Source organism: Streptomyces sp. NPDC027185 (genome assembly GCF_055567035.1).
Genome location: NZ_JBVHRF010000001.1, coordinates 510841 through 530288 on the forward strand (window position 1 = coordinate 510841; position 19448 = coordinate 530288).

Genomic DNA, 19448 nt, shown 5'->3' on the forward strand with positions numbered 1-19448 from the left:
AGGGAAACGCGGGCGGCGGCCGGGCCGTACGGCCCTTGGGGAGGTGGCCGCCGCCGGGGCGGCGCCCGGGGCCGGGCGCCGCGGTGGGGACGGGTTCAGGCGGCCGGGTCGGTCCCGGCCAGGAGGGCCGCCGCTTCCTCGTCGGAGAGGGATTCCAGGAGGGCGAGGGCGGCTTCGAGGTCGTCGGCGGGCCGCAGGTGCCCGGCGACGGACGCGACGGTGGCGTCCTGGAGGAAGGCGGGCAGCGGGACGCGGACGCCGGTGGCCTCGCGCAGCCGGTACAGGACGGTGGTGGCGGCCAGCGAGTGACCGCCGAGGCGGAAGAAGTCGTCGTACCGGCCGATGCCGGTGGTGCCGAGGACCTCTTCGTAGACCGCCGCGACGGTCCGCTCCTCCGGGGTGCTGGGGGGTGCGGCGACGGCGGTGGCGGGGCGGGGCGCGGGCACGGCGGTGCGGCGCAGGGCGCCCCGGTCGGTCTTGCCGTTGGCGGTGCGGGGCAGGTCGGGGTGGCAGACGAAACGCTGCGGGATGAGGGCGGGGCGCAGCAGTCCGCCGAGGTGGGCGGTGAGGGCGTCCTCGGTCGGCGGGGCGGCGGGGTCGGTGGCGAGGAGGTGGGCGATGAGCGTGTCGCCGTCGGCGGGGACGACGACGGCCTCGCGGACCGCCGGGTGGCGGCGCAGGGCCTGTTCGATCTCCTCGGGTTCGATGCGGTGGCCGCGGATCTTGAGCTGGTCGTCGGTGCGGCCGAGGTAGACGGGGGTGCCGTCGGGCAGGCGGCGGACGAGGTCGCCGGTGCGGTAGGCGCGTTCGGGGCGGCCGTCGCCGGTGTCGAGGGTGACGAAGCGTTCGGCGGTCAGGTCGGGCCGGTGGAGGTAGCCCAGGGCGAGGCCGTCACCGGCGATGTACAGCTCGCCGGGGACGCCGGGCGGTACGGGCATACCGTGCCGGTCGAGGACGTGCAGCGTGGTGTTGGCGACGGGTTCGCCGAGCAGGACCGGGCCGTCGCCGGGGGTGACGCGCCAGCGGGCGGACCAGATGGTGGTCTCGGTGGGGCCGTAGAGGTTCCACACCTCGGCGCAGGCGGCGAGCAGCCGGTCGGCGAGGTCGCGGCTGAGGGCTTCGCCGCCGGACCAGACGCGCAGCGCGGCGCGGCCGGTCCAGCCGGAGTCGAGCAGCATCCGCCAGGTGGACGGGGTGGCCTGGGCGACGGTGGCGGCGTGCCGTTCCAGCAGGGCGGCGAGGCGGTCGGGGTCGCGGGTCTCGGCGTCGGTGGCGACGACGAGGGTGGCGCCGGTGAGCAGCGGGGCCAGCAGTTCCAGCAGGGAGATGTCGAAGAACAGCGCGGTGACGGCGACGAGGGTGTCGTCCGGGCCGAGTCCGGGCCGCTCCGTCATGGTGGTGAGCAGGTTGACGAGGGCTGCGTGCGGCACTTCGACGCCCTTGGGGACGCCGGTGGAGCCGGAGGTGAAGAGGGTGTACGCCGCGGTCGTCCGCGGGTCGGGGACGGTGTCCCGCGGCGGCCGCCCGGCGGGTGCGGGGGCGGTGGCGTCGAGCGGGCGGACGCCGTCGGGGAGCAGGGCGGCGGTGTCCGGTCCGGTCCAGACGGCGTTCAGTCCGCAGTCGGCGGTGAGCTGCGCCAGGCGGGCGGCGGGCAGGTCGGGGGCGAGCGGGACGAAGGGCGTACCGGCGCGCAGGGAGGCGAGGACGGCGGCGACCATGTCGGCGGAGCGGTGCATGAGGATGCCGACCCGGTCACCCGGGGGTACTTCGGTGTGCAGCAGGGCGGCGAGGGCGTCGGCGCGTGCGTCGAGGTGGCGGTAGGTCCACTCCGTGTCGCCGCAGCGTACGGCGGTGGCGTCGGGGGTGCGGGCGGCCCGGTCGGCGAACAGCGCGTCGGCGGTGGCCTCGTGCGGGTAGGGCCGGGCGGTGTCGTTGGCGGCGGCCAGGGCCTGGCGGTCGGTGTCGGAGAGGACGGGGACGCGGGTGGTGGTGGCGTCGGGGTCGGCGGCGAGGCGGGTGGCGAGCTGCTGCCAGCGGCGGGCGAAGCCGTCCGCGGTGGCCGGGTCGAACAGGTCGGTGCGGTAGCGCAGTTCCAGCTCCAGCGTGTCGCCGGGCGCAGGCGTGAGGTACACCTCCAGGTCGAACTGGGTGGTGCCGGCGTCGAACGGTACGGGTGCGCAGGTCAGGCCCGGCAGGTCGAGGCCGCCCGGCAGGTCCTGGAGGGCGAGGAAGGTCTGGAAGAGGGCGTTGCGGCTGGGGTCGCGCTGCGGGGCGAGCCGTTCGACGAGCTGCTCGTAGGCGTAGTCGCTGTGGTCCCAGGCGGTGTGGCAGGTGCGGCCGGTGCCGGCGAGGAGGGCGCGGAAGGTGGGGCCGCCGGTGAGGTCGACGGGCAGCACGAGGGTGGAGACGAAGCAGCCGCCGGTGGTGTGGAAGCGGGCGTCCGGGCGGTTGGCGTACGGGGTGCCGACGAGGGCGCGGCCGGCGCCGGTGTGCCGGGCGAGCATCACGCCGTGCACGGCGAGGAGCGCGGCGAAGAGGGTGGTGCCCTCCGCCTCGGCGAGGGCGCGCAGCCGCTGTACGGTCGCGGCGGGCAGGGTGGCCGAGGCGGTGGCGCCGCGGTAGCCGCGCTCGCGGGGGCGGGGGTGGTCGGTGGGCAGGTCGGCGGGGGCGTCGGCGACGGCGTCGGTGAGGGTCTTCGCCCAATGGTCGAGGGCGGCGAGGCGGGCCGGGGCGTCGGCGACGGCGCGTTCGTGGGCGACGAACTCGGGGTAGTCCGCGGCCGGTTCGATCGCCGTGCCGGCGAACGCGGCGGAGACGCCGTCGAGCAGCAGGCCGTACGTCCAGCCGTCGGCTATGAGGTGGTGGACGGTGACGCCCCAGATCCAGTCGTCGTCGCCGAGGCGGACCAGCGCGGAGCGGAGCAGCGGCGGGCGGGACAGGTCGAAGGGGCGGACGAGGTGGGCGCGCAGCGGCGCGGCCCAGTCGCCGTCCGGGCCCGGGTCGAGAACGGTGGTGGTGACGGTGGCGGTGTCGGGCAGGAACTGCACGGGATGGCCGGTGAGTTCGGCGAATCCGGCGCGCAGGCCCGGGTGGGCGGCGAGGACCGCGCCGAGGGCCGTGTCGAGGGCGGCGGCGTCGAGCCGGCCGCGCAGCCGGTGGGCGTAGCTGAAGGTGTAGCCGGTGCCGGTGGTGTCGAGTTCCTGGAGGAACCACAGGCGGCGCTGGATGCCGGAGAGGGGCAGCATCCGCCGGTCGGCGAGGCGGGCGAGGAGGGCGTCGCGGTGGGTGGCGACGTCGGCGCGGAGTTCGGGGGTGAGGACGGTGGCGGGGCCGCGCAGCCGGAGGGCGCCCGCCTCGGCCCGCAGGTCGCCGCCGCGGGCGACGAGAGCGGCGAGGACCGGGTCCGTGGGGTCGGTCACAGCAGTACCTCCGTGGGGGCGTCCGGGACGTGGCGTGCGCCGGCGGTGGCGCCGAGGGCTTCCTCGGCGAGGGCGGTGAGTGAGGGTGCGGCGAGGATCCGGGAGACCTTCAGGTCGGCTCCCAGGTCCTCCAGCAGGGTGTTGCGCAGCTGCATGGCGGCGAGCGAACCGGCGCCGAGCGCGAGCAGCGGGACGTCGTCCCGCAGGTCGGCGGGGTCGGTGCCGAGCAGGGCCGCCAGATGGACGGTCAGATGGCGGCGGATCAGCGCGGCGGCCTCGGCGGGTGAGGAGGCGGCGGCGATCCGGTCGGCGGCGGGCGCCTGCTCCGGGCCGTCCTCGGCGGTGGGCAGCGGGTCGGTGATCCAGTAGCGGCGGCGCTGCCAGGGGTAGGCGGGCAGCGCCGTCAGGGGGCCCGCGGGCAGCGGGAGGCGGTCCCAGTCGAGGTCGGCGCCGGCGGTGTGCAGGACGGCGAGCGCGCGGGTGAGGGTCGTACGGTACGGCTCGTCGCGGCGGAGCGAGCCGGTCGCGGCGCCCTCCTGCCGGGTGCGGACGAGGTCGGCCAGGGCCGGGGCGAGCACCGGGTGCGGGCCCATCTCGACGAAGCAGACCGGCCCGCCGCCGGCGATCTCCCCGGCGGCGTCCGCGAACCGTACGGGCTCACGGAAGTTGCGCGCCCAGTACCCGGCGTCCAGGGCCTCGCCGGGGTGGGCGCGGCCGGTGACGGTGGAGACGAACGGGACCTGTTCGGCCCGGGGCGCCAGGGACTTCAGGGCGCGGCGCAGGTCCGGCAGGAGCGGTTCGACCTGGCGGCTGTGGGCGGCGGCGTCGACCTGGAGGACACGGGCCAGGGCGCCTTCGGCGTCGAGTTTGCGGGCCGCCTCGGCGATCTCGGCTGCGTCGCCGGTGAGGACCGTGGCGCGCGGCCCGTTGGCGGCGGCCAGTTCGGCGCTCGGGGCGTACGGCGCGACCCGGGCGAGGGCGGTGTCCGGGTCGAGGTCCACCAGCAGCATGGCGCCGCGGCCGGTCAGCCGGGCCAGGACCGCGCTGCGGCGGCAGATCACCCGGACCGCGTCGGGCAGCGACAGCGCCCCGGAGGCGTACGCGGCGGCGGCCTCGCCCATGCTGTGGCCGACGACGGCGTCGGGCGTGACGCCCCAGGACCGCCAGAGCGCGTCGAGGGCGACACCGACGGTGAACACGGCGGGCTGCACCTGCTCGATGGCGTCCGGGTCGAGCGGCCGTTCCCCGGTCAGCCAGGGCAGCAGGTCCACCCCGCCCTCGGCGAGGATCAGTTCGGCGCAGGCGTGGGCCGCGCGGCGGAACGCGGGCTCCTGCCGGTACAGCTCCTGGCCCATCGCGGCGTGCTGGCCGCCCTGCCCGGGGAAGACGAAGACGGTCCGGGTGGTGGCGGCGCGGACCCGGCCGCGCACCGGGCCCGGCGGCCGTTCCCCGTCCGCGTACGCGGTGAGGACGGCGGCGCTCTCCCGGGCGTCGGTGGCCACGAGGGCGAGCCGGTGCTCGTGGTGGCCGCGGTGGGCGGCGAGGGTGTGGCAGATGCCGGTCAGGTCGCCGGGGGCGGCGGCGAGACGGCCGGCGATACCGCGCGCCGCGTCGGCGAGCGCCTTCTCGTCGCGTCCGGAGACGGTGAGCAGCGCGGGCCACGCGGGGCGGGCGGGCCCGGTCGGCAGGGCGCGGGCCGTCCCGGCGAGCTGGGCGGCGGCCGGTTCGCCGCGGCGCATCGACACCAGGGCCGCGCCGCGCCCGCCGAGTATCCGCTCGGTGTCGAGCTGGGTGACGGGGTGCGGGTTGACGTCGAGGAAGTGGCGGTGGCCGCGGGCGGCGAGCGCGGCGATGCCGTCGCCGAAGAGGACCGGCTCACGCAGGTTGCGGCACCAGTACCCGGCGTCCAGCTCCTCGCCGGGGACGGGCGCGCCGGTGACGGTGGACCACATCGGTACGGTGCCGGGCCCGGGGGCGAGCCCGGCCAGCGCCTTGCGCAACGGGGTCAGCAGCGGGTCCATGTGCGGCGAGTGCGAGGCGTAGTCCACGTCGATCGGGCGGACGGTGACGTCCCGCGCGGCGAGCGCCGTGGTCAGCGACGCGATCGCGGCGCGGCCGCCGGAGACGACGGTACGGTCCGGCCCGCCGACGACGGCCACCGCGAGGTCGGCGGCGCCGTGTTCGGCGAGGGCGGCGCGGGTGGCGTCGGCGTCCAGGCCGACCACCGCCATGGTGCCGTCGGGGGCCCGGTCGTCGACGAGTCCGGCGCGGAGGGCGACCAGCCGCGCCGCGTCGTCCAGCGAGAGGGCACCGGCGACGTGCGCCGCCGCGATCTCGCCCATGCTCTGTCCGATCACGGCGGCCGGGCGCACGCCCCGGTCCGCCCAGAGCGCGGTGAGCGCGACCTGCATGGTGAAGACGGCGGACTGTACGGAGGCGGTGTCGTCCAGCGGCTCGGTGCGCAGGGTGAGGAGGTCCTTGACGCTGCGCCCGCCGAGGTGCGGGGCGAGCGCCCGGTCACACTCCCGCACCGCCCGTGCGAACGCCGGCTCCGCCATCAATTCCACGGCCATGCCCGGCCATTGGGAGCCCTGCCCGCCGAAGACGAAGACGGGGCCGGCGGTTTCGCCGGGGGCGTGGGCGGGGGTTCCGGCGGAGGCGTCGGAGGCGTCGGCGGGAGTTCCGGCGACGGCCGCGGGTGCGGCGGGCTCCCCCGGCACGGTCGTCCCCGCCGTCTCCGCCGCCTCCTCCCGGGGCGCCCCGGAGAGCAGCACATGGCAGTTGGTGCCGCCGAAGCCGAAGCCGCTGATCCCGGCCCACGCCTCCTCGTCCGCGGCGCCCGGCCAGGGCCGTGCCTCGGTGGGCACCGCGAGCCCCAGCTCGGCGAAGGGGATGTGCGGGCTGGGCGACTCGAAGTGCAGATTGCGCGGAATCTGACGGTGGTGCAGCACCAGCGCGGTCTTGACGAGTCCGGCCACCCCGGCGGCCGCCTCCAGATGGCCGATGTTGCTCTTCACCGCCCCGAGCAGCAGCGGCGCGTCCGCCGCCCGTCCCGGCCCGTAGACGGCGCCCAGCGCCCCGGCCTCGATCGGGTCGCCGAGCATGGTGCCGGTGCCGTGGGTCTCGACGTACCGCACGGCGGCGGGGTCGGCCCCGGCGTCCGCGCAGGCGCGGCGGATCACCGCTTCCTGCGCCTGCGGGCTGGGCGCGGTCAGCCCGTTGCTGAACCCGTCGTTGTTGACGGCGCTGCCGCGCAGCGTGCAGTAGATACGGTCACCGTCGGCGCGCGCCTTCGACAGGGCCTTGAGCACCACCAGCCCGCCGCCCTCACCGCGGACGTAGCCGTTGGCGCGGGCGTCGAACACCTTGCAGCGGCCGTCGGGGGCCATCGCGCCGAAGTGCGACATCGCGACGGTGCCCGCCGGGTCGCAGAAGAGGTTGACGCCGCCGACGAGCGCGAGATCGCACTCCCCCGCGAGCAGACTCCGCCGCGCCTGGTGCAGCGCGACCAGCGACGACGAGCACGCGGTGTTCACCGTCAGGCTGGGCCCGGTGAGGCCGAGGGTGTAGGAGACGCGGGCGGAGATGATGCTGAGGTCACCGCCGGTGGCCGAGTGCGCGGTCAGCCGGGTCGGATCGGCGGCGGTCAAGGCGGCGTACTCGCTCCACATCGCCCCGACGAACACCCCCGCCTCACGCCCCCGCAGGCTCCCCGGCACGATCCCGGCGTCCTCCAGCGCCTCCCACGCCAGCTCCATCACCAGCCGCTGCTGGGGGTCCATCTGGCGTGCCTCGGCGGGCGATATCCCGAAGAACAGCGGGTCGAACCCGTCGATCCGGTCGAGGAACCCGCCCCACCGGGTGGCCATCCGGCCGGGCTCCCCGGGCGCGTACCACTCATCCGCCGACCAGCGCTCCGCCGGTGTCTCGACGACCGCGTCGCGCCCCTCGGTCAGCAACTCCCAGTACGCGGCGAGGTCCGGCGCGCCGGGGAACCGCGCGGCCATCCCCACCACGGCGACCGGCTCGTCCACCGCCCGCGGCGCCGCACCGCCGGCCGCCGCGACCGGCTCGGGCCGCTCGCCCGCTCCGGCCAGATGCCGGGCCAGCTCCGCCGGGGTCGGGCAGCTCCAGGCGAGGGTGGAGGCGAGCGGCCGCCCGATCCGCCGCGACGCCTCGGCGACCAGCCGGGTCAGCGCCATCGAATCGAGCCCGTACGAGGTGAACCGCCGGTCCGCGCGGATCTCACCGCGCGCCCGTCCACTCGCCCCGGCCACCCACTCCAGAAGCCAGCCCTCCAGCTCTCCGGCGTCCGCGGCCGACGGCCCCCCGGGGCTCGCGTCCGGGCCGTGCGACGCTCCGCGCCGCGGGTCGATCCGCTCAGCCATCCCTGAACTCCTCTGCGCCACCACTCATCGAGTGTGGAGTGCTGTCTTACGGGCGGGCGCCCCGGCGACGACGGCCGGAGCGCCGGGCACACGGTCGGGGAGTCCGCTCCCATGTGCCCACGACGGACAAACGGAACGCGATCAACGCTGTGTGCAATCCCAGGCACAGATTGTCAATGGCTCAACCACAGCCACACCTCCGTTTGGATGTAGCATGCACCAATCGTTCGTGATATAGCCCCCATCTGCAGCTTCCCTCTCCTCCACCACCCCCGCCCCCACCCGAACGGACAGCCGGAACGGCACCCCCGCCCCCACTCGGGCCCGGCCCGCGGAGCCGTCGTTCGCGCCCCTTCCGGCCTTCTCGCGCCGGGGCCGAATTCGGGTCGTCGGGACCGCCGGCCCGCACCCCTGTCCGTGGTCCAGGTCACACGATTGCCCTAGGCTCGTGGGGCTCGCCGGCCGACCGAGAGTCAAGGGGGACCATTGCCTTCGGCACCGTCATCTCAGAACGGCGATCCGGATCCGGACCGGAGCCCCGCCCCGGGAGAGGGCGGCCCTGATGCAGGAGAGGACCAACTCCCGACGCCCCAGCGGCACTTACGTACGGGCCGGGCCAGGGCATGGTTCGGCGGGCTGAGCGAAGCCGGCAAGGTCGCTCTCCTCACCGCGGTGATCACCACCGTCGGCGGCGGAGCGTTCGGCGTGGTCAACGCCGTCATCCCCGTGGTGACCAGCCAGGACGAGGGGAACAAGACCAGCGGCGGAAAACCGGGGAGTGAGGCTCGGAGCACTCCCCCCTCCGGACGCGGCACACCTGCCGCCGGGCCGGCCCCCTTGCCGCCTCCGGCCAAGTGCGGAGGCGCCCACGACGGCTGGAGCGAAATGCGGCCCATCGGCACAGCCCCTGAATTCGATGCGGCTCATATGGACGTCGACTTCGCCGACGTCAACGGCGACGGGTTCGACGACTACTTGGTGGTCAATCGCGAAACCGGTGAAGTGAAGGCATGGAAGAACCTCAATTCGATCAATGAGAAGAACCAGTTCCGCTGGGAAGAGCCTGGAAAAACTTTGACCACCGGCCCCGGCAGACTTTCCGCGAACAACTACATTGATTTCGCCGACCTCGACGGCGACGGACTCGACGACTACCTGATGGTCGACCGTGAAACCGGAGCCGCGAAGGGATGGAAGACGAGCGCTTCAAAGGAACACCAGATCGTTGAAGCCGGCGCCCTCGGCCGGCCCACCTGGACGATCGAAGCGCGGATTCCCCGCGCCACGGCAGGGAACACCAGGGTGATATTTGCCGACCTCGACGCGGACGGCCGCGACGACCACCTCACACTCGACCTTGATTCCGGAACCGTACAGGCGTGGTCCAACCGTGCGGGCAGCGACGGCGGTCAGCCCGACTGGAAGTCCATCGGACAATTCCGTCCCACCGGATTGAACGAGAAGGACGTGCCCACCTTCGCCGACGCGGACTGCGACAATCGGGCGGACTACCTGATCAGCACCGCGGCCAAGCCCCTGAACGTGTCACTGAACGGCGGCATCGAAAGCAACGGGCAGCCCCGCTGGGGAAAGGAATTCGAGATCGCCAACGGCGGCGGATTCGACCCTGGAACACAACAACGCGATTTCGCCGACCTCAACGGTGACGGACGGGACGAAGTCCTGTGGGTCGACACCGATACCGGAAGGGTGACACCTCATATCAACAAGGGCGGCGACCCCGCCCCTCTGAATTCCTAGGGCACCGCAGCCCGGAACTCTCACCGGGAGCGACTGCCCCGCCCCACCGGAAATCAAGGGCCCCTGACCTGGAAAACTCCAGGTCAGGGGCCCTTTTAGCAGCTAGCCGGCGGACGAGACCGGCCTGTACGCCGGGTTCTGTCTCCCCCGGTCCTCGCGGGCCGAGGGGAGGCGGCCATCCATCTAGGGCTGTCGTTGCCGGCAGCCTCGTGCGGTCTACCCGCGGACTCGGGCGGGCAGCCCTCGATCGTCCGCGCAGGAGCGCCGGGGCGCTCCCTCTTGACCTTGCTCCGGGTGGGGTTTACCGAGCCCTCCGAGTCACCTCGGAGGCTGGTGGTCTCTTACACCACCGTTTCACCCTTACCGGTGCCTTGCGGCGCCGGCGGTCTGTTCTCTGTGGCACTGTCCCGCGGGTCACCCCGGGTGGGCGTTACCCACCACCCTGCCCTGTGGAGCCCGGACGTTCCTCGGGAGGTCGTAAGACCTCACGCGGCCGCCCGGCCGGCTCGTCCGCCGTGGTGACCATGCTACCCGGCCGCGACCGCCGGTCAGGCCGGGGTGAAGCGGACGGGTTCGCTGCCCGGTTCGGCGGCGGCCAGGCGGACGCGGAGGGCGTCGCCGGGGTGCGGGGCGGGGGCGCCGGGCGGGACGGTGAGGTGGCCGGCGACGGCGGGTTCGCGGAGGTGGACGGTCACCCCGGCGGCGTCGGAGCCGGTGCCGGTACCGGCTCCAGTTCCGGCACCGGCACCGTCATCGGCTCCGTCACCGGTCTCCGTCACGACGGCGTCGAAGGTCTCGCCGATCCGGTCGCGCAGCAGGGCGGCGGCGACGAGGGCGACGCACTCGCTTTCCGCCTCGTCGGCGCGGCGGGCGCCGGTCGCCATCGTGGCGGGCAGTCCGGGCAGGACGGAGCGGACCCAGGGCGGGGGCGCGATTCCGGCCGAGGCGGCGAGGCAGAGTTCCGAGGTGTAGCGGTCGACGAGGCGGCGCAGCGAGGCGGTGGCGTGGGCGTAGGGCAGGGCGACGGCGGCGTGTACGGCGGCGGACGGCGGGGGCGGGCGGCCGTCGAACGCGAGGTAGTCGCCGCCGCGCAGCACGGTGGCGCACTCCTGGAGGAACGCGGCGTGGGTGGCACGGTGCGGGTCGAGACCGCGGACGAGCGCCGCGTACGACGTGTGGTGCGGCCAGTCGACGCCGAGGGCGCGGGCGGTGCGGCGCAGGCGGGCGACGGAGCCGTCCGGGGCGGTGGGCAGGGTGCGCAGGATGCCGGTGCCGGCGGCGAGCATGAGGTCGGCGGCGGCCACGCCGACGAGTTGGGCGAGTTGGGCGGTGAACCGTTCGGCGGGCAGCGGGGCGCGGTGGGTGAGGGCGTAGTGGCCGTCGTGGACGGTGAGGCGGGCCTCGGGGACGTAGAGGGAGATGCCGCCGCGGGCGCGTTCGCGGGCCTCGCGCAGCAGTCCGGTCTCGCGGAGCAGGGCGAGGGGTTCCTCGGCGGTGCCGTCGTCGAGGATCCGCTGGACGGCCGGGTGGTCGAGGCGGGCGCGGGAGCGGACCCGGGCGCGGCGGACGGAGGCGGTGGTGAGGTCGCCGTCCGCGTCGAGGTCGAGTTGCCACAGGACGGCCGGGCGGTCCTGGTCGGGCAGGAGCCCGGCGGCCCGCTCGCTGAGGGCGTACGGGTGGAGGGGGACCCGTTCGTCGGGGAGGTCGAGGGTGGCGACGCGGTGGTGGGCCTCGGCGTCGAGGGCGCCGCCAGGGGTGACGAAGGAGGCGACGTCGGCGACGGCGTAGTGGAGGCGGAAGCCGCGTCCGCCGGGGCGGCGGGCGAGGAACAGCGCGCGGTCGAGGTCCGGGGCGCCGGGCCGTTCGAGGGTGAAGAGCGGCAGGTCGGTGGCGTCGGCGAGGCTGTGGGCGGTGGCGACGTCGCCGGTGGCGGTGGGGATGCGCGGGGCGAGCGCCGCGCTGTCGGCCTCCGCCTGCGCGGTGGGCGGGAAGTGCTCGGGGATCTCCAGCCGCCAGCGCAGCCCGCGCAGTGCGGCCCCGAGCGGGTCCTGCGCGGCGTCGGTCACATGCATGGGACGGCGGGCCATGTCACCGAGCGTAAGGCGGTACGCCGCGCTCGGCGCGGTATGACGGGGCGCCCCGGGGCCGGTCGGGTGCGGGCCGCCATCATGGGGTTGAGCTGGGGTTCCGTCGTGGTGGGTGGCGGGCGGCAGGACCTACCCTTTTGCGGGGTCCGTGGCGCGGTGTGGGCGCGGGCCCGTACCGCGTTCGTCGTGTGAAGGAGAAGACCGTGCTGGTGCTGTTGCCGCCGTCCGAGGGGAAGGCCGCGGGGGGCGAGGGGGCGCCGCTGGAGGTGGCCGGGCTGTCGTTGCCGGGGCTGGGTGCGGCGCGGGAGACGGTACTGGCGGAGTTGATCGCGCTCTGCTCGGGCGATGAGGACAAGGCGCGCGAGACGCTGGGCATCGGTGCGGGGCTGCGGGGCGAGGTCGCGAAGAACGCGGCGCTGCGGACGGCGGGCACCCGGCCCGCCGCGGAGATCTACACCGGAGTGCTCTACGACGCGCTGGGCCTGACGACACTGGACGCGGCGGCGCGGGAGCGGGCCGACCGGTCGCTGCTGGTGTTCTCCGGGCTGTGGGGCGCGGTGCGGCCCGGTGACGCGATCCCGTCGTACCGCTGCTCGATGGGGGTGAAGCTGCCGGGTCTCGGCGCGCTCGGTGCGTACTGGCGGGAGCCGATGGCGCGGGTGTTGCCGCAGGTCGCGGCGGCCGGGCTGGTGCTGGACCTGCGGTCGGCGGCGTACGCGACGGCGTGGAAGCCGAAGGGCGAGGTCGCGGGGCGGACGGCGACGGTGCGGGTGCTCCAGTCGAAGATCGTGGACGGGGTGGAGAAGCGGTCGGTGGTCAGCCACTTCAACAAGGCGACGAAGGGACGGATGGTCCGCGATCTGCTGACCGCCGGGGTCTCCCCGGAGAACCCGGCGGAGTTGGTGGAGGCGTTGCGCACGCTCGGCTACACGGTGGAGGCCGAGGCCCCGGCGCGGGCGGGCCGCCCGTGGGCGGTGGATGTGATCGTCACGGAGCTGTAGGGCCGGTGGCGGGAACGGAGGGCGAGGACGGGAGCGGGGGCGGGAACGGGGGGCGGGGAAAGGGGTACGGAAGCTGGAGCCGAGGCCCGGCAGAGGTGCCGGCCAAGACGGACGCCAGGACCGGCCACCGTCATCCGCCACCGTCACCAGCTACCGCGAGCCCTCCCGGCTCCCGGCTCCCGGCTCCCGGCTCCCGGCTCAAGCACCTCGTTGCATGCTGCGCAACGCTCGTTGCGTATTACGCGCGTCGGGGCGCACTATGGGCGCGTGACGCACGCTGACTCCTCCCCCGCGCCCGATGTGCCCGCCTCCGTGCTGGGTCTCGCCCCTGTCCTTCCGGTTGTGGTGATCCAGGAGGTCGCCGACGCCGTGCCGCTCGCCCGTGCGCTGGTCGACGGGGGGCTGCCGGCGATCGAGGTGACGCTGCGGACGCCCGCCGCGCTCGACGCCATCGCCGCCATCGCCGCCGAGGTGCCGGACGCGGTGGTCGGCGCGGGCACGCTGCTGACGCCCGAGCAGGTCACGGCGGCGTGCGGGGCCGGGGCGCGGTTCCTGGTGAGCCCCGGGTGGTCGCCGCGGCTGCTGGCCGCGATGGAGGACAGCGGGGTGCCGTTCCTGCCCGGCGTCTCGACGGCGTCGGAGGTGGTGACGCTGCTGGAGCGCGGCGTACGGGAGATGAAGTTCTTCCCCGCCGAGGCCGCGGGCGGCGTGCCGTATCTGAAGTCGCTGGCCGCGCCGCTGCCGCAGGCCCGGTTCTGCCCGACCGGCGGTATCGGCGCCGCCTCCGCGCCGTCCTACCTCGCCCTGTCCAACGTCGGCTGCGTGGGCGGTACGTGGATGCTCCCGGCCGACGCGCTGGCCGCGAAGGACTGGGGCCAGGTCACCGGACTCGCCCGCGAGGCCGCCGCGTTGGCGGGCTGACGATCCGGCCGTGACGACGGCGGGCCCGGCACCTCCCGCGGGTGCCGGGCCCGCCCTCGTACCGCGTCAGCGCAGGTGGGAGGTGTCGTTCAGGAGCCGGAGGGAGGCGTTGCCGTCGGCGTAGTACGCGACGGCGGAGAGCGAGGCGGCGGAGAGTTCCATCCGGAACAGCGCCTCGGGCGGGGCGCCGAGCGCCAGCCGGACCAGTTGCTTGATCGGCGTGACGTGGGTGACCACGAGGACGGTGCGGCCCGCGTACCGGGTGGTCAGCTCGGTGCGGGCGGCGGCGACCCGGCGGGCGACCGCCGCGAACGTCTCGCCGCCGCCGGTCGGCGCCGCGCGGGTGGAGCCCAGCCAGGCGTCGAGATCGTCCGGGTACCGTTCGCGGACCTCGCCGAACGTCAGGCCCTCCCAGGCGCCGAAGTCCGTCTCGCGCAGTCCGTCCTCGACGCGGACGTCGAGGCCGAGCCGGTCGGCGACCGTACCGGCGGTCTGCCGGCAGCGGCGCAGCGGGGAGCTGACGACCGCTTCGATCGTGCCGCGGGCGGCCAGCGCGGCGGCGGCCGCCTCGGCCTGCCGCAGTCCGGCCGGGGAGAGTTCGGGGTCGGTGCCGCCGCTGCCCGAGAAGCGCTTCTGCGGGGTCAGCGCCGTCTCGCCGTGGCGCAGCAGGACGAGGGTGGCGGGTCTGCCCAGGTCGGCGGTGCCCCAACCGACGGACGGAGTGGCCGCCGCGGCCCTGTCCGTACCGCCGCGCGCCGGGGTGTCGAGCGCCGCGCGGGAGGCGGCGGGCCGCCACTGCCGGCCGTCGCGTCCGGCGTCCATCGCCTCGTTGGCGAGCCGGTCGGCGTGCTTGTTCTCCGCCCGGGGGATCCACTCGTACGAGACGAGGTCCGCGGGATGGGCGGCGGCCGCCTCGGCGGCGAGCGGCTTCATGTCGGGGTGCTTGATCTGCCAGCGGCCCGACATCTGCTCGACGACGAGTTTGGAGTCCATCCGCACCCGGACACGGGCCGCCGGGTCGAGGGCGTGGGCCGCCCGCAGTCCGGCGACGAGGCCGCGGTACTCGGCGACGTTGTTGGTGACGGTGCCGAGGAACTCGGCGGCCTCGGCGAGGGCTTCGCCGGTGGCCGCGTCGAGGACGACGGCGCCGTAACCGGCCGGCCCCGGGTTGCCCCGGGACCCGCCGTCGGCCTCGACGATCAGGGTGCGGGTCACGGCCTACAGACCGGAGTCGGGCGTGCGGACCAGGATGCGGCTGCAGTTCTCGCAGCGCACGACGGTGTCGGCGGGGGCCGAGCGGACGTCGTTCAGCTCGGTGAGGTCCAGCTCCAGGCGGCAGCCCTCGCAGCGCCGCTGGTAGAGGCGGGCGGCGCCGATACCGCCGTGCTTCTCGCGCAGCCGGTCGTAGAGCTTCAGCAGGTCGGCGGGGATGTCGGCGACGGTCAGCCCGCGCTCCTTGGTGACCGTCCCGGCCTCGGCGTCGATCTCCGCGTACGCGGCGTCGCGGCGGGCGGTGACCTCGTCGACCTTGGCCTGGGCGGCGGCGACCTGCTCGGAGAGTTCGGCGGCGCGCGTCTGGGCGGCCTCGCGGCGCTCCATGACCTCCAGGACGATGTCCTCCAGGTCACCCTGGCGCTTGGCGAGGGAGGCCAGTTCGCGCTGGAGGCTCTCCAGGTCCTTGGGCGAGGTGACGGCGCCGGAGTCCAGGCGCTTCTGGTCGCGGGCGGCGCGCTGGCGCACCTGGTCCACGTCCTGCTCGGCCTTGGTCTGCTCGCGGGCGGTGTCGCTCTCCTCGGTCTGCGCGGCGACGAGCAGGTCGCGCTGCTGGGTGAGGTCGGCCTCCAGGGCGGTCAGCTCGGCCAGCTCGGGGAGGTTCTTGCGCTTGTGCGCGAGCTGGGTGAGGCGGACGTCCAGGGCCTGGACGTCGAGGAGGCGGATCTGGTCGGCGGGCGCGGCGTTCAGCGGGGGGCTCCTGTGGTGTGTGTCGGGGTGGACGGGACGGACGCCGCGTGGGCGGTCCAGGGGTCGGTGACCGTACGGGAGACGTGCGTGCGCAGGCCCCAGCCGTGGCGGTCGGAGACGGCGTCGAGCTGGGCGGCGGCCTGCTCGCACCAGGGCCATTCGGTGGCCCAGTGGGCGGCGTCGAGCAGCGCCGGGGGGACGGCGCCCGTGCTCTGGGTGGCCTCGGAGGCCGGGTGGTGGCGCAGGTCGGCGGTGAGGAACGCGTCCACCCCGGCGGCCCGCACCGCGTCGAAGAGGCTGTCGCCCGAGCCGCCGGAGACGGCGAGCGTACGGATGACGCGCTCCGGGTCGCCGGCCGCGCGGACGCCCTGCGCGGTGGCGGGCAGCCGGGCGGCGGCGTACGCGGTCAGCTCGGCGAGGGTCATCGGGTGCGGCAGTTCGCAGACCCGGCCCAGGCCGCGGCGGCCGTGCGGGTCGGTGGCGTCGGGTACCAGCGGGCCGGTGATCCGCAGGTCGAGGGCGCCGGCGAGGGCGTCGGAGACTCCCGGGTCGGCGGTGTCGGCGTTGGTGTGCGCGACGTGCAGGGCGACGCCGCCGCGGATGAGGGTGTGGACGACCTTGCCCTTGAAGGTGGACGCCGCGACCGTCGTCGTCCCGCGCAGGTAGAGCGGGTGGTGGGTGACGAGGAGGTCGGCGCCGAGGGAGAGCGCCTCGTCGGCGACGGCCTGGACGGGGTCGACGGCGAACAGTACGCGCTCGACCGGCGCCTCGGGGTCGCCGCAGACCGTGCCGACGGCGTCCCACCCTTCGGCCCGCTCGGCGGGCCAGAGGGCGTCGAGAGCGGTGAGGACTTCAGACAGTGCGGGCACGGGTGGAAGGTTACCTCCCGCCCGGGGCCCGCCGTTCCGCGTCCCCGGCGGGCGGGGACGGGTGCCCGGCGGCGCGGCGCGGCGCCTGTCCGCCGCCGCGCCGCCGGGCCGGTACGTCACTTCTTGACGAGGTATCCGCGCAGGTCGTCGAGGACGCTGTCGGCGGCGGTGACGCCGAGGCCGAGGTACCAGGTCTCGTCCTTGACGTTCTTGGCGTGGCCGTCCTTGACCGCCTTGAGGTTCTTCCACAGCGGGTTGGACTCGGCGGTGTCCCGCTTGGTGGCCTTCGGGTCGCCGTAGACGCCGGTGAAGATCCAGTCGGCGTCGGCCTGGTTGATGTTCTCCGGGCTGACCTCGGTGGCGAGGTCGTCGACCTGCTGGTTCTTCGGGCGGGGCAGTCCGACGTCCTTGAGGAGGGTGCCGATGAAGGACTGCTGGGCGTAGAGGCGGGTGAACTGCGGCATGTAGCGCAGCATCGTGACGGTCGGCTTCTTCGGGCCGATGTCCTCGCCGAGCTGCTTCGCCTTCTTCTCGTACGCGTCGAGCTTCGCCTTCGCCTCGGCGGTCTTGTCGAGGGCGGCGGCGTTGAGGAGGTAGTTCTCCTTCCAGGTGAAGCCGGGGCGGATGGAGAAGACGGTCGGGGCGATCTTCGCGAGCTGCTGGTACTGCTTCTCGGCGCGGAGCTTGCTGCCGAGGATCAGGTCGGGCTTGAGCTTGTTGATGGCCTCCAGATTGAGGCCGTTGATGGTGCCGATGCTCTTGGGGTTCCCGGCGTCCTTCTTCAGGTAGTCCGGAATCGACTCGTCGCCCTCGGTGGGGGCGTAGCCGACGGGCTTGATGCCGAGGGAGACGACGTTGTCCAGCTCGCCGACGTCGAGGACGACGACGCGCTTGGGCGCGGCCTTCAGCTCGGTGGTCCCCATGGCGTGCTTGATGGCGCGGGGGAACTGACCGGCCTTGGCGTCGGTGCCCATCTTGGCGGTCTCCTCCGCCGCCTTGGCGAAGTCCTTGCCGCCCTGGGCGACGGACTTGGAGCCGGCGCCGTTGTCGCTCTTGCCGCCCCCGTCGGAGGAACCGCAGGCCGCGAGGGCGAGGGCACCGGCGGCGGCGAGGGCTGCGGCGGCGGTGCCGCGGCGGCGAAGGGACATCGCGTACTCCAGGGGGTCGGGCGGGCGGTCCACGGCGCGGCGGACCCCCGGCACAGCATGAGGTTAGGCGGCCCTTACTTTACGCACGCTTGAATCTCGCAGCACAGGGACCCCGATCAACACCGGCGAATCGGACTTTCGCCACCCTTATGCGTGAACCCTCACCGCACACATTGATCGGCCGGAAGTCCGAAAACTACCTTCGGTCCGATGACTGGAGGTGACCATCTGATGACGGTCTGTGGCAGGGATGACCGCGCGGCGTCCGGACGTCCGCCCCGCGCGCCGCTGACGATCGCCGCCGACGGCTCGTACGCCGCCCGGCTGGCGCGTCGGGACGACGGGACGGACGACCGGTTCCCGGAGCGCTGGACGCTGAGCGGACCGGAGCCCTACGCCGTACCGCTGCCCGGTGAGGCGCCGGAGGCGCCGGACAGCGCGCTGCTGGCGCTGGCGGACGGCCGGGTGCTGATCCGGCGGCCCGTCGAGGACGGCTTCGCCCTCGCGCTGCTGTACCCGTCGGGCCCGGACACCGGCGAACTCCCGCTCGGTACCATCGAGGCGCCGGAGCTGACGCTGCTGCCCCCGGCGCCGGACGGCCGCAGCGCGCACGCGCTGACGCCGGGTGACACCTCCACCTCGCTGTGGCTGCTGCACGGCGGTCCGGGCGGTCTCGACCACCTCGCGGAGCTTCCCGGGCGGTGCACCGGCGGCGCGTGGCTGGACCGCTCCGGGCAGCTGCTCGCCGTCGATCAGGAGCTGGACGGGCGGACGAAGACCGTCGCCGTCGACCTGAGCCGCGGCGGCGAAACGACACTCCTCCTCCAGATCACCGAGGAGAGCAACGACCGGCTGCTGCTGGCCGATCCGGACAGCGGACTGCTGCTGGTCCGCTCCGACGCGCCGGGCGAGGACCGGCTGGGCTGGGGCGTCCTCGGCAGTGCGCTCCCGGTGCGGTTCCCCGCCTGCCTGCACCCGGCGGACGCGGTGCTCACCCCGTTCGCCGTCCAGCCCCGGCAGATGCTGACGCCCGAGCACTGCGCGGTGGCCTGGCACATCGGGGACGGCGACGGCGAACGGCTCGGCGTCTGGCGCCCCGCCGACCGGGAACTGCGCCAGCTCCCCGCCCCCGAAGGCTGGCTGACCGGCGCCGGCCGCTGGAGCGCGGACGGCGAACTGCTGCTGCCGTACGTCACGGACGCGGCCCCCTGCGGGCTGGCACGGATGGCCGTACCGCTGGAGCCGTCCGAGGGGCTGTGGCCGTGGGCGGCGGAGCGGGCGGCGGATCCGGTGCCGGTCGCGGCACCGGCCGGGGAAGCGGCGGCCGGTCCGGTGCCGTACCCGCAGTCGGCCGGGGAAGCGGCGGTCGGCCCGGCGCCCTTCGCGGTGCCGGCGGCGGACCCGGTGACCGTCCCGGCGCCGCCCGCGGGCCCGGTCACGGTCGGCGGGGCGGTGGCGGGGGCTCCGGCGGCCGGGGCGGTGCCCGTTGCGGTCCCGGTGGCGGCGCTGCCCGCGGGCTCCGGGACGGCGGCGGCGCTGCCCGCGACGCCGGACGGGGAGCGGACGCGGCCATCCCGGGCGGGACGGACGATGCAGGGGCTGCACACCACCCGGCCGCCGCTGCCGGTGCGCAACAGGCTGGACGGGGACGCGGTCCGGCAGTGGCAGGACCGCGGGCGGATCGCCCCGATCGGTGCGGCGTTCCCGCCGCCCCGGGACGGCAACTCCCCGTCGTCCGCCCCGCCGGAGGGCGCGTTCCGGGAACCGTTCACGGGGACCGCGCGCCCTTCCCCCCGCCGTCCGGTGCCGCTCCAGGAGGCGCCACTGTCCGCCGGGGAGGCCCGGTGGAGCGTGATCACCCGTCCCGTTAGGATTCAGCGGGGCTGACGGGG

11 protein-coding genes and 1 other RNA gene are annotated in these 19448 nt (G+C 75.0%); 4 read left to right on the forward strand and 8 right to left on the reverse strand.

Going from position 1 to position 19448, the window contains the following annotated elements; translation table 11 throughout:
• Positions 1 to 95: 95 nt before the first annotated feature.
• Both ACZ4M8_RS02150 and ACZ4M8_RS02155 read right to left on the reverse strand, forming a co-directional pair.
• The gene (locus ACZ4M8_RS02150; protein WP_467602611.1) at positions 96 to 3419 is read right to left on the reverse strand and encodes a non-ribosomal peptide synthetase; all 3324 of its coding nucleotides are present in this window, start codon (positions 3417 to 3419) and stop codon (positions 96 to 98) included.
• A complete protein-coding gene (locus tag ACZ4M8_RS02155) occupies positions 3416 to 7807 on the reverse strand; it encodes a type I polyketide synthase (protein WP_467602612.1) in 4392 nt (1463 codons plus the stop codon). Before ACZ4M8_RS02155 ends, ACZ4M8_RS02150 begins: the two co-directional genes overlap by 4 nt.
• Before the next feature lie 672 nt (positions 7808 to 8479).
• Between ACZ4M8_RS02155 and ACZ4M8_RS02160 the strand changes: the two genes are divergently transcribed.
• On the forward strand, positions 8480 to 9568 hold the full coding sequence (locus ACZ4M8_RS02160) for an FG-GAP-like repeat-containing protein (RefSeq protein WP_467602614.1): 1089 nt from the start codon (positions 8480 to 8482) through the stop codon (positions 9566 to 9568).
• Between the two features lie 110 nt (positions 9569 to 9678).
• Here the strand turns inward: ACZ4M8_RS02160 and rnpB are convergent.
• Positions 9679 to 10077, reverse strand: an RNA gene (rnpB, locus tag ACZ4M8_RS02165) — RNase P RNA component class A.
• 39 nt (positions 10078 to 10116) lie between these two features.
• Positions 10117 to 11655 carry an RNB domain-containing ribonuclease gene (locus tag ACZ4M8_RS02170; RefSeq protein WP_467602616.1) on the reverse strand — a complete coding sequence of 513 codons (1539 nt, stop codon included), beginning with the start codon at positions 11653 to 11655 and terminating at the stop codon, positions 10117 to 10119.
• 203 nt (positions 11656 to 11858) lie between these two features.
• Between ACZ4M8_RS02170 and yaaA the strand changes: the two genes are divergently transcribed.
• Both yaaA and eda read left to right on the forward strand, forming a co-directional pair.
• Positions 11859 to 12656, forward strand: coding sequence for a peroxide stress protein YaaA (yaaA, locus tag ACZ4M8_RS02175; RefSeq protein ID WP_467603433.1), 798 nt, complete (start codon positions 11859 to 11861; stop codon positions 12654 to 12656).
• 267 nt (positions 12657 to 12923) lie between these two features.
• Positions 12924 to 13577, forward strand: coding sequence for a bifunctional 4-hydroxy-2-oxoglutarate aldolase/2-dehydro-3-deoxy-phosphogluconate aldolase (eda, locus tag ACZ4M8_RS02180; protein WP_467602618.1), 654 nt, complete (start codon positions 12924 to 12926; stop codon positions 13575 to 13577).
• Positions 13578 to 13643: 66 nt separating this feature from the next.
• Here the strand turns inward: eda and ACZ4M8_RS02185 are convergent, their stop codons facing one another.
• The 4 genes from ACZ4M8_RS02185 to ACZ4M8_RS02200 form a co-directional block, all read right to left on the reverse strand.
• Positions 13644 to 14792, reverse strand: a complete 1149-nt coding sequence (locus tag ACZ4M8_RS02185; protein WP_467602620.1) for a bifunctional RNase H/acid phosphatase — start codon at positions 14790 to 14792, stop codon at positions 13644 to 13646.
• A gap of 3 nt (positions 14793 to 14795) precedes the next feature.
• Positions 14796 to 15539, reverse strand: a complete 744-nt coding sequence (locus tag ACZ4M8_RS02190; protein ID WP_467603435.1) for a zinc ribbon domain-containing protein — start codon at positions 15537 to 15539, stop codon at positions 14796 to 14798.
• The gene (locus ACZ4M8_RS02195; RefSeq protein ID WP_467602622.1) at positions 15536 to 16408 is read right to left on the reverse strand and encodes a Nif3-like dinuclear metal center hexameric protein; all 873 of its coding nucleotides are present in this window, start codon (positions 16406 to 16408) and stop codon (positions 15536 to 15538) included. Before ACZ4M8_RS02195 ends, ACZ4M8_RS02190 begins: the two co-directional genes overlap by 4 nt.
• A 116-nt stretch (positions 16409 to 16524) precedes the next feature.
• Positions 16525 to 17556 carry an ABC transporter substrate-binding protein gene (locus ACZ4M8_RS02200; protein WP_467603436.1) on the reverse strand — a complete coding sequence of 344 codons (1032 nt, stop codon included), beginning with the start codon at positions 17554 to 17556 and terminating at the stop codon, positions 16525 to 16527.
• Positions 17557 to 17766: 210 nt separating this feature from the next.
• On the opposite strand from ACZ4M8_RS02200, the gene ACZ4M8_RS02205 reads away from it, so the two are divergent.
• On the forward strand, positions 17767 to 19443 hold the full coding sequence (locus ACZ4M8_RS02205; protein ID WP_467602624.1) for a hypothetical protein: 1677 nt from the start codon (positions 17767 to 17769) through the stop codon (positions 19441 to 19443).
• Positions 19444 to 19448: the final 5 nt, after the last annotated feature.

What these genes read in the sequence shown, in the direction of transcription:
- ACZ4M8_RS02155 (WP_467602612.1), bottom strand. Translation starts at nt 7,807, where the DNA reads ATGGCTGAGCGGATCGACCCGCGGCGCGGAGCGTCGCACGGCCCGGAC.
- ACZ4M8_RS02170 (WP_467602616.1), bottom strand. Translation starts at nt 11,655, where the DNA reads ATGGCCCGCCGTCCCATGCATGTGACCGACGCCGCGCAGGACCCGCTC.
- ACZ4M8_RS02200 (WP_467603436.1), bottom strand. Translation starts at nt 17,556, where the DNA reads ATGTCCCTTCGCCGCCGCGGCACCGCCGCCGCAGCCCTCGCCGCCGCC.
- ACZ4M8_RS02205 (WP_467602624.1), top strand. Translation starts at nt 17,767, where the DNA reads ATGACTGGAGGTGACCATCTGATGACGGTCTGTGGCAGGGATGACCGC.